We start from the raw sequence: 11,405 nt of genomic DNA on the forward strand, positions 1-11,405 counted from the left end.
GCACGCAGACTTTAGTCTTCTATCCTGAGTTTCAAGTCTGTGCCTGCTTTCAGGCTATAAACGTTCTGGTATACTTGTATGTTCAGTTCTTCTCCGGCAATCAGTGAGATTTTTATTTCCTTTCCTACTTGCATGTATAGCGTGCGTCCCTGATAATTCACCTGGAACGAATAACCTTTCCACTTCTCCGGTATAACAGGAGAGAAGCACAAGATATTTTCCAGTACCTCCATACCTGCAAATCCCCGCACGATGGCAAGCCAGCTACCCGGCATACTGGTGATATGCAGTCCCTGGTGCGTTTCATTGTTATAGTCGTCCAAGTCGAGGCGGGTGGCGTGCATGAAGAGCTGATAGGCACGTTCCACTTCACCGATGCGTGCGGCAAGAATGGAGTGGATGTGCGGAGAGAGTGAAGACTCGTGCACCGTCATGGCCTCGTAAAACTCAAAGTTACGGCGGACGGTTTCTTTGTCGAAATGGAAATAATACAGGTATAAACCCAGTAAAACATCACTTTGCTTGATGTAGCATGAACGCAGAATACGGTCCCAGGACCAATGCTGATTAATGGGACGCTCTTGGGGCGGGATGGCATCAGTACTTTCCAACTCCTTGTCCAGATAACCGTCGTTCTGTACGAAAATCCCCAGTTCCTTGTCCTCCGGCAGGTACATGCGTGCGATGATGTCTCGCCAACGTTCGGCCTCTTCCTGCTGACGCAGGTTGGTGACACGGCGGACACGTGCGTATTCGTCCGGATATTCTCCGGCAATGATTTCAAGATATCCGAGTGTCATTCGCAGGCATTGCACACACGAATAGTTGGTGTACCAGTTATTATCCACATTATTTTCATATTCATCCGGTCCGGTCACACCCAGTATCACATACTTTTGTTTCGGCTTTGAAAAGGATACACGCTGGCTCCAGAAGCGGGAGACGGCAATCATCACTTCCAGACCGTATTTGGCGATGTAATCTTTGCTGCCAGTCAGTACGGCATGTTGTGCAATGGCATATACGATGATATTGTTGCGGTGTATTTCTTCGAAGGTGATTTCCCATTCGCTGTGGCACTCTTCGCCGTTGTTGGTCACTTGGGGGAATAGTGCTGCACCATCTTTGAAACCCAGTTTTCGGGCATTCTCTATGGCTTTGGGTAGTTGGTTGTAGCGGTATATCAACAAGTTCTTCACAATCTCCCTCGGAGTGGAAAGCAGGAAGAACGGCACGCAGCAAAGTTCAGTGTTCCAGTAAGTGTTTCCGCCATACTTTTCTCCGGTAAATCCTTTGGGACCGATGTTCAGACGTGGGTCGTCTCCCCGATAGGTCTGGCATAGTTGGAAGATGTTATACCGGATGCCCTGTTGCGCTTCCGGGTCGCCTTCGATGGTTACGTCCATTTCATTCCAAATATTTCCCCAGGCTTGCTGATGGTCACCGGATAATGTGTCCCAACCGGAAACTTTAGCCTGGCGGGCTTCGGCGATGGAGTGGTCAACCAGATCCTGGCGTTCGTAATAGAGTGAGGAAGTGATGGCGGTATATTTGATAAGCGTGACGTTATCTCCCGGCTTCACATCTGCCCCGAGGCTGAATCCGGTTTGTTTCTCCTTTTCAATCCGTATGGGGTTGGATGTGGTTTCTTTGCCATTCTTGAAGAACTGGTAAGTCATGGCGTAGCACACTTGTGCATCTTCCCGCCGGGTTTGTGTCCAAAGGTAGGCACAATCCTTGGTGACGCCGGAGCGCAAGATATTCCATATCTTCTCGTTCGGTTCGTCATCCTTGTTCGTTATGATGGCATTCAGGGAAGGGACGAGGGATATCTTGCCAGCATAGTTAATAGAAGTGACACTATATTTCACCAGACCCAAATTGGGGTGTGCCATATTATTGATGTGCTCCACATGGATGCGCAGTTGGTTTCCCCTGGGAGAAGTCACTTCAAAATCGCGGTAGGAGATACCCGCTTTCATATCGAGCCTGCGGCTGAAGCTGTTTACGTCCCATTGTGCCAGGTCCAGTTCTTCATCAATGAGGCGCAGGCTGACACGACTCCAGTCCGCAGCATTGGGGATGCGGGTGTAGAAAGCCGGAAAGCCGTTCTTCCACCAGCCTACACGCGTTTTATCAAGAAAGGTGATACCGGCAACGAATGAACCACGGTATGAGTCGCTTGAATAAGGCTCCTCGAAATTGCCCCGTTGGCCGAAGCGACCGTTCCCAAGACTGAATATACTCTCGGACATTCGCAGGTTGTCAGCGTGAAAGTTATCTTCAATAATATTCCATTCATCGGTTTTAAGGTATCTTTTCATGGCGTGTATTTCGTTGGTGATTATGGCCGTAAAGATAAACAAATTAACGGATAAACGGCAAAAAGAGGAAAAAAAGAAGACAAAATTTACTTTTGGGTTAAAATGTGCTCTACTTCTCTACGAGCAACGCCCCATTCATCGTAGAGAAACAGGGCGTTGGTCGTAGAAGAAAGGGGTACTTATCGTAGAACAACGAAGCCCCCTTTCAGAATATATTCTCGTAAGGATTATGCTTTCACTTGTTCTCCTTTTGTTTCTTTGATGAAATATACACAAACCGCACCGATAATCAGCATGACACCTGCCATAACCAGCATATTGATTTCAGGCGGTAACATGCCTTTCGGGGTGAACAGAGCCAGAATACTACCACCCAGTGAAGCGGCCACAATCTGCGGAATACAGATTGTTCCGTTGAACAAGCCCAGATAAGTTCCCATGTGTCCACCGCTCAGTGCGTTGGTCAGGATGGTGAAAGGCAATGCCAGCATAGCGGCCCATGCGCAACCGATCAGTAAGAAGGAAATGAATAATACATATTGATTATGAACAAAATAGGTGGAGATGAAACCTAATCCACCCAGTACCAAACTGAGAGAATAGATCAGTTTGCGATCCTTGAACAACGGGATGCAGACAGCCCATAGTACAGAACCGATAGCCTGTACGGCAAACAACACGCCTACCCAGTCGGCAGCATCCTGATATTGAATACTCTTGGTGTCCAGCATAACTTTGCTGACTCCGTTCACTGCGGTTTCTACTGTAGGAGCATCGAATACATTGGCAGCTACACTACCATTGGTATACGTCCACATAAACATGAAAGCAAACCAACAGAAGAACTGAACCAAACCTACTGTCCAGAAAGCCTTCGGTGCTTTCACCAATAGCTTCACCATATTGATCTTTTCTTTTTCTTCCTCTTCGGTGATGCCGTGGTATTCAGCGTATTCGGCGGGTGGCATTTCCTTTACTTTCACTGTGGTATAGATTACACAGAGTATCAGAATGGCTGCTCCGATATAGAAGGAATAGATAACCGAGTCGGGAACTACACCTTGGGGAGCTATGTTGCTGATGCCTATCCATGTAAAGATGAACGGAAACAGGAAACCTACCAGGCTGCCGGCATTACACAGGAAGCTCTGGATAGAGTAGGCAAGTCCTTTTTGCTTTTCGTTTACCATGTCGCCCACCATCATCTTGAATGGCTGCATTGCCATATTGATGGATGTATCCAGGAACATCAACGATACTAATCCGAATATCATTGCCGTGCTGACTGCCATACCGAAACTACCGGCATTGGGCAACAGGCACATCACCAGTACGGCTACCAGTGAACCGACAAACAGGTAAGGAATTCGTCGTCCGAAGCGCGTCCACGTCTTGTCGCTTGCAGCACCCACGATGGGCTGCACGATGATACCTGCCAGTGGTGGCAATATCCAGAAATAACTTAAACTGTGCGGGTCTGCACCCAATGTCGCGAAAATACGGCTGATGTTCGCACTCTGCAAGGCGTATGCAATTTGTACGCCAAAAAAGCCGAAGCTGATATTCCACAGCTTCCAAAAGCTCAAATCAGGTTTTACTTTCATTCTTAATAAATTATTAGTTACGAGCTACGAGCTACAAACTACGAGTTCCTTTCGGCACACTGACAATTCCGCGCAGCCTACTTGTCACTCGTAGCTTGTAGCTTGTAACTCATTCATTTCGTCGTCCCCCTCACTACAAGATTCGTCCTCACAATCTTGTTGCTACTCTTGTCATCACCTCCTTCCAGCTTACCTATCAGAATGCTGAAAGCACTTTTCCCTACTTCCTCTCCATGCTGTTCCACGGTTGTCAGCTTCGGGTCGGTGCTTTGGGCAATGGCTCCATCGGTGAATCCGCAGATCGATACTTCGTCGGGAACTTTTTTCCCTACCAGCTTACAGGCATAAAGAATTCCTGAGGCCGTTTCGTCATTGATGGCGAAGAAACCATCCGGATGGTCGGGTCCTTCCAGAATATCAGGAGTGATGGCTATGGCACGTTCACGCGTATCACACAGCATAATCATGCTGTCGTCCACAGGAATTTTATACTTCTTCATAGCGTCCAGATACCCATTCCGGCGGTTCTTGGTGATTTCCAGATGCGGGGCTGCTCCATAAAACAGAATACGCTTGCAACCTGTCTGTATCATATACTCCACGGCAGCAAACGAACCGGCATAATCATCCACTACCACCCGTTCCGTTTTCAATCCGGTACAGATGCGATCGTAGAATACAATGGGGATATTGTTATTCAGCAAATCCTGATAATGGTCGTATTGGGAAGTATCTTTTGCCAGTGAGGCAATCACACCACAGACGCGGGCGGCAAGGAATGAATGTACGATTTTCACTTCCTGTTCGTAAGATTCGTTGCTCTGGGCTACCAGAATATTGTATCCTGCTTCGGCGGCAGCCTTTTCAATGCCACTCAGCACACACGAGAAAAAGTGATGTACCAGTTGCGGCACAATTACACCGATTGTATTCGAGCGGCTGGCTCGAAGATTAACAGCAAGTACGTTGGGTTTGTAGTTATGTTCCCGAGCATACGCATGTATAAGGTCACGGGTTTCCTGGCTGATGTCCGGGTTATCTTTCAGCGCTCTCGACACGGTGGATGGCGAGACGTTCAACGCCCGGGCAATATCCTTGATGGTTATCTGCGGTTTATTCATGGTATATAAATTGTTTCAGCCAAAGATAATGCAAACCGGAGGCAGTACAAAATAAGCTTGCTTATTTTTATTGCTGAGGTGCAGTTCTTCTTATTCAAAGGTTACTTAAACTGGGGTAGCTGCCAAACTGAAAAATGTAAAGCCAGCTAATCCGATTGCAAAAATAGCGGAATAGATGAGAATAAGCTTCTGTGTTGAGAATTATCGGATTATAGAATAGTGCAAACGTTTGCAAAGCCGTAGAAAGTCTTATTTCCCTTCTGTTTACATTGGGACGGTAGAGATGAGTGGTATAGAAAGATGAAGTTTTCGGGACTGATTATTTGGCACACAATGTAAAAAGAACTAATTTTGCGGTTATAACGATCTTATCACATGGATGAAACTACATACGAGTTTTTAACGGGTGCTTCTGCCTTTGTTATTGCAATATTAGGAGTTATGTTGGCGACTACGAAGATATTGCCGGAAAGCGGATTGGCGAAACTTCGAAAAGCCCGTAATATTCTTGTACCTTCTTATTTTGTGCTTTCACTTCTCAGTGTGGTGTGTTGCCTGACGGGGTATGACCGCCGTATCGAACCGGCCAGTACGCTTTTTGTTGCTTCGTTCCAGTCTCTGCTTTTTACGATGTCCATGTTGGTTTTCATACGTCCCAATGCGGTCAGATGGAGTGTGGTATTCCGGCAGGCGGGAGGTATCACAGTAGCGGGTATTGTCTTGTTTGTCTCCCTGTTCTGCTTTACGGATTATTTCTCATGGTTCTTTTATGTGGGCCTTACCGCTTATGTCGTTCAGCTAATTGTCTATACGAGGCAATTCATATCGTCTTACCGCAAAACGGTGCAAGAGGTAGAAGAGTATTATGACGACGATGAGGAAAGTCGTTTGGCATGGGTGAAGACCGGGTTCTATAGTGCACTGGCTATCGGAGTAATGGCTATACTTATTATATTTAATCCCGGTTGGTACAAATTCTTCGTTCCCCTGTATGTGGTTTTCTATAGTTTCATGGTGATTTGGTTTGTGAACTACTACCATAGAATGAAATTTGTAATCCCGGTCATTGCGTCCGTACCGCAAGAGGCGAATGTTTGTGCGGTCTCGGCGGAGACAGTTGCATCAGAGATAAATATGAAGGAAGAAGCGGCGGAAGAGACAACAGAGGATGCAACACCGGAAGATGCGATACCGGAAGATGAGATGTCCGAAGCGAGGCAGGCATTAAAAGAAAGGTTGCAGAAATACGTAGATGAGAAAGAATACTGCCAAAGCGATGTTCCTTCCGGTATGGTGATTGCTTCTTTCGGAACAAGCAAGGCTTTCTTCCGGCAATATATGAAAAGTTGCTATGGCATCGACTTCCGTCCGTGGCGTAAGGAACTACGCATACGCGAGGCATCCCGGTTATTTGCCGAACATCCCGAATATAGTATAGAAGATGTATGTGAGATGGTAGGTTACAACAATAGTAGCAATTTCAACAGAGACTTTAAGCAACTAATGGGGATGACTCCCAAATGCTATTGTAAGCAATTCTTGTAGCCCGCTTGAATTAAGAGCCTGTTTTAGTTTCCTTTTCAGGCTATCTTTCATTGATTTTCCTGCTTTTCAGCATAGGTGAAATTATCTTTCGTTCGATTGAACGAAAGATAATTGATATTATTTGGCATGAATACGTCTGTGCGGTAATTTCGTGGCAAACAATTCAGTATTCACTATATAAAAGACAGGAGACAACGAGTATGAAACCAAAAGAAAAGCAAAAGTACACCGCCCCCGCCATCGAAGTGATACGGATGGAAAGCGAGGGAATTATGGCAAGTAGTCTGGGCGACATGCCGCAAAGGCCTTGGGGCAGTAGCGCCGGCCGCACCCGTTCCACCGGCTATGGCCGTGCCGCATCCGGCAGTGACCTGGAAGACCTTATCAACGACATTCTCACCATTGAAAAATAAGCGCTATATGAAAAAAATCATCATACCCTCCATCCTCTTCTGCCTGACAATGGCGGCAGGATGCAGCCAGGACGAACCGGCAATGGAAACTCCCGATAACGGCAACGCCCCGGGAAAACAGATAACCGTCACCGCCGCCATGCCCGGTACGGGAGTAGATACCCGCCTGATATACGACGACCAAACCAACGCGGAAGGCAACGGACAACTCGTAGTGAAGTGGGCGGAAAGTGGCGAAAAGATATACCTTTATAATAGGACTAGAGAAACGTCATCCATCCTTCAACAAAAAGCAAATTCACTCAGCCCGGATGGCAAAAACACCGATTTCACCGGGGATTTGCCTGAGGGAACAGAAACGGGCGATGAACTGTACGCTTGCTACCAACACGGCTTGGCCGACATGGACTTTACTCTCGCGGAAATTCCGGCTGACCCTGCCTCCGGGTGGGGGGAATGGCTAAGCTTGAGCATCCCCGACATCACAAGTGACGGAACTCCGGACAACATAAAGCACACCATCTTTGCCAAGACCACCTATCAGGGAGAATCCACCGTCAGCTTCAGCTTCCTTCCCCTGACGGCGGCGCTGAAACTTACTATACAGGGAATACCCGGCGGAACAACCATCACCGGCCTGCAACTGAGTAACGTGTCTCGTGCGGCAGACGTGGATCTGACGCTTCCTCCTCTCGCTTACTACTATGAAAATGAAATATCCATGGAGAAAATAGAAAACCTCTCCCTTACCTCATCGGGTAATGTTTTCTATACCGCCCTCGTGCCCGACAGAATACGCGAGGTGTTCATAACAGCCACCGATAGCGAAGGGAAAAAGTATATAGCCGCCCTGCCCACTATCACAATAGAAGCGGGAAACGTATACGTGGCAGAAGTGACACTGAAAGAAGTAGTACCCACCGAACCTATCGATGTGGACCAGTATGCCTCTACTGTTGAGATAAAGGCCGCTATCCAAGCCGTCCTTGATGCCGGCGTCACCGAAATCAAGCTCAAGGGCGACCTTGCCAAGGCGGGAATGGGTGATGTCTACGGTACATTTGCCGATAATAAACAAATCACGAAATGCGACCTCACCGGAGTGACGGGCTGGGGGACAGAGGCAACACTGCCCGACCGCGCCTTTAAGGATTGCACCGCCTTGCAGGAGGTGAAGTTGCCCGATGACGTGCGGGTAATCGGAGAGTATGCTTTTATCCGCTGCTCTGCGCTGACTACGGTGAATCTTTTGCAGGTTGCCCAGATTGATGAAAGCGCATTTAGAGAGTGCACTTCATTGGAGACGCTCACTTTGGATAATGTGACGGCGATAGACAGGGATGCTTTCTTCGGATGTACGAGTCTGCAAACGCTCAAAATACCGCAGTGCACCCGGTTCGGTAATTTTATCGTTACGGGGTGTAGCTCTCTTACCCGGATAGAAGCCACCGCAGCCGGTGATTTCCTTTTTATAAATAGAGAAGACAATATAGAGAACTATGGTGTTTTTGACAACAGATCCGCTCATTCCGGAGATAACGCATTCAATCCCGCCAATTGCGCCCTCGTGCTGAACACTGACAAGCAAGCGGGTGGCAGTGCCGTCCCCAAAGTCTCCGACGGTAACAAATGGTCTTCCAGTTTAATTATTTGGAAAAGCATCGGCTTTCAATGATTGACATCGGGGACATTCCCTCTCCCGGCACGGAATAAGCCTTTTCCCGAAGTTAAGCTTTGAGGCGGTCAAAGTTTAACATTGGCATCGTCAAAGTTTAACTTCGGCACAGTCAAGGCTCAGCCTCCTCCTCCGGGAAGTTTCACCTGCCCGGAGTAATGGTAGCGGGAGGAGACGGAGCGGATAATACAGCAACAATATATTCACTTAAAAAAACTTACAATTATGGCATTTTGGAAAAAACAACAGAACAAGTCAAAGAAAGTATATTACCCCCAGGCCATCGTCAAGGGCAAACCCGTGGAAACCGAAGATATAGCCAAGGAACTGGCTCGCATCTCCACCGTCAGTAACTCCGACGTGCAGGCCGTGCTGGGCGACATAGCCCCCGTGATGCACACCCAAATGAAACAAGGAAAGTCCGTCCACATCAAAGGGCTGGGCTACTTCCGCTACACGCTCAATACCGTAGGCGTGGCCGACCTCAAGGATTTCGATTTTCAGAAACAAGTGAAAGCCGTCCGTGTGGAGTTCACTCCCGACCGGGAGAAGACCTCCAGCGGCACCTACACCCGTGCGCTGGTGGACAGTGGTACGCTGGAGTGGATTGAGCTCCCCTCCGATACTGTGGACGATGGTCCCTCAGGAGGCGATGAGGGCGGACTGGAAGAAAATCCGTTGGGGTGATATCCCAATTGAAACTCCGGTCTTCTTTCTTATATCTACCGAAAGCTTCCTTTCACAATGCGTGAAGGGAAGCTTTCAGTCGTTATAAATATTAACTGCGATGCACCCTCCTATAAGAACTTTTGTTATCTTTAGATAAGATAAGCTGCATTTCGGCATAACTTTTTCATGCTTGCATGAAAGTTCTGCACTCAATTTGCATTATCTTTGTGTCGTTATCCCGTCATAAAGCGACGGATTAAATATCTCAAAAACAGTAGGAGGACAGCATATGGATCCATTAGAATACTTAGTACCCGGCAGAAGGAGACTTCCCTACGGCATGATGAACTTCGCGGTCATCCGCCGTGAAGACTATTATTATGTGGATAAAACCCGCTTCATCCCTTTGATAGAACAGGCAGACCGCTTTTTCTTTTTCATCCGTCCGCGTCGTTTCGGGAAGAGCCTGACGCTGAACGTGCTGCAACATTACTACGATGTGCGCACCCGCGACAAGTTCGACGACCTCTTTGGCGACCTCTACATCGGGCAGCATCCCACACCGAGTCGTAACACTTATCTTGTGCTCTATCTCAATTTCTCCGGCATCACCGGTGCACTGAACGACTATCGCAAAGGGCTGGATGAGCACTGCCAAATCCGCTTCGACTTTTTCTGTGAAGTCTATGCCGACCTTCTGCCGGAAGGCATCAGGGATCGGCTGGACGAGAAGGACGGAGCCGTCAACCAATTAGACTATCTGATTTCGGAATGCGAACGTGCCGGACAGAAGGTGTATCTCTTTATCGACGAGTACGACCACTTCACCAACGCCATTCTCTCCGACCCCGAAAGTCTGCACCGCTACACCAACGAGACGCATGGCGAGGGTTATCTGCGCGCCTTCTTCAACAAAGTGAAAGCGGGAACCTATTCCAGCATCGAGCGCTGTTTCATTACCGGTGTAAGCCCCGTGACGATGGACGACCTCACCAGCGGCTTCAACATCGGAACCAACTATTCCCTCTCACCGGACTTCAACCAAATGATGGGATTTACAGAAGAAGAAGTGCGCGAAATGCTGACCTACTATTCTACCACCAGCCCCTTCAATCATACCATTGATGAACTGATAGAGATAATGAAGCCGTGGTATGATAACTATTGCTTCGCGCAGGAATGTTACGGCGAAACCACGATGTATAACTCCAACATGGTGCTTTATTTCGTCAAGAACTACATCTCGCGTGGCAAAGCACCGCTAAGCATGGTGGAAGAGAACATCCGCATCGACTATGAGAAACTACGCATGCTCATCCGCAAGGACAAGGAGTTTGCCCACGATGCCTCCGTCATTCAAACCCTCGTGAGCCAGGGCTTCATCACCGGCGAACTGAAGAGTGGCTTCCCTGCTTCCGGCATCACCAATCCCGATAATTTCGTGAGCCTGCTCTACTATTTCGGTATGCTCACCATCAGCGGTATGCACCGGGGAAAGACTAAACTCATCATCCCCAATCTGGTTGTTCAGGAACAACTCTATACCTATCTGCTAAGCACCTACAACGAAGCTGACCTCAGTTTCAGTAGTTACGAAAAGAGTGAACTTTCCAGCCAGCTCGCTTACGATGGCAATTGGAAAGCTTACTTCGACTACATTGCCGACTGCCTGAAGACCTACGCTTCGCAACGCGACAAACAGAAGGGAGAGTTCTTCGTGCACGGCTTCACACTTGCCATGACCGCACAGAACCGTTTCTACCGTCCCGTCTCCGAACAGGATACGCAGGCGGGCTATGTCGATATTTTCCTCTGTCCGATGCTGGATATTTACTCCGACATGACGCACAGCTACATTGTGGAGTTGAAGTATGCCAAATACAAAGATCCCGAAACCCGTGTGGAGGAGTTGCGTCAGGAGGCTATCGCACAAGCCAATCGTTATGCAGAGACCGATACGGTGAAACGTGCCATTGGTAACACACGGCTACATAAGATTGTGGTGGTGTATAAAGGCATGGAAATGTGGGTGTGCGAAGAAATACAATAGTCCG

8 protein-coding genes are annotated in these 11,405 nt (G+C 48.0%); 5 read left to right on the forward strand and 3 right to left on the reverse strand.

What is annotated here, in order from left to right; translation table 11 throughout:
• Positions 1–11 precede the first annotated feature (11 nt).
• The 3 genes from QZ135_RS05130 to QZ135_RS05140 all read right to left on the reverse strand — a co-directional run bounded on the left by QZ135_RS05130 (position 12) and on the right by QZ135_RS05140 (position 5,049).
• Entirely contained in the window at positions 12–2,324 is a 2,313-nt protein-coding gene (locus QZ135_RS05130; protein ID WP_294606489.1) for a family 65 glycosyl hydrolase domain-containing protein, read from the reverse strand.
• Positions 2,325–2,551: 227 nt separating this feature from the next.
• The gene (locus QZ135_RS05135) at positions 2,552–3,928 is read right to left on the reverse strand and encodes an MFS transporter (RefSeq protein ID WP_294606491.1); all 1,377 of its coding nucleotides are present in this window, start codon (positions 3,926–3,928) and stop codon (positions 2,552–2,554) included.
• A 113-nt stretch (positions 3,929–4,041) separates the two neighbouring features.
• Entirely contained in the window at positions 4,042–5,049 is a 1,008-nt protein-coding gene (locus tag QZ135_RS05140; RefSeq protein ID WP_291550587.1) for a LacI family DNA-binding transcriptional regulator, read from the reverse strand.
• Between the two features lie 375 nt (positions 5,050–5,424).
• Between QZ135_RS05140 and QZ135_RS05145 the strand changes: the two genes are divergently transcribed.
• From QZ135_RS05145 to QZ135_RS05165, 5 genes are all read left to right on the forward strand, one after another.
• Positions 5,425–6,594 carry a helix-turn-helix domain-containing protein gene (locus QZ135_RS05145; RefSeq protein WP_294606494.1) on the forward strand — a complete coding sequence of 390 codons (1,170 nt, stop codon included), beginning with the start codon at positions 5,425–5,427 and terminating at the stop codon, positions 6,592–6,594.
• A 50-nt stretch (positions 6,595–6,644) separates the two neighbouring features.
• Complete coding sequence (locus QZ135_RS24865) at positions 6,645–7,007, forward strand: hypothetical protein (protein WP_308758012.1); 363 nt, start codon at positions 6,645–6,647, stop codon at positions 7,005–7,007.
• A 7-nt stretch (positions 7,008–7,014) separates the two neighbouring features.
• On the forward strand, positions 7,015–8,682 hold the full coding sequence (locus tag QZ135_RS05155) for a leucine-rich repeat domain-containing protein (RefSeq protein WP_294606496.1): 1,668 nt from the start codon (positions 7,015–7,017) through the stop codon (positions 8,680–8,682).
• A gap of 225 nt (positions 8,683–8,907) precedes the next feature.
• Positions 8,908–9,369: an HU family DNA-binding protein gene (locus QZ135_RS05160; RefSeq protein ID WP_294606498.1), complete on the forward strand. Its 462-nt coding sequence runs from the start codon at positions 8,908–8,910 to the stop codon at positions 9,367–9,369.
• Between the two features lie 271 nt (positions 9,370–9,640).
• Positions 9,641–11,401, forward strand: a complete 1,761-nt coding sequence (locus QZ135_RS05165; protein WP_294606499.1) for an AAA family ATPase — start codon at positions 9,641–9,643, stop codon at positions 11,399–11,401.
• The last annotated feature ends 4 nt before the right edge of the window (positions 11,402–11,405 follow it).

This window comes from uncultured Bacteroides sp. (assembly GCF_905207245.1).
GTDB lineage: Bacteria > Bacteroidota > Bacteroidia > Bacteroidales > Bacteroidaceae > Bacteroides.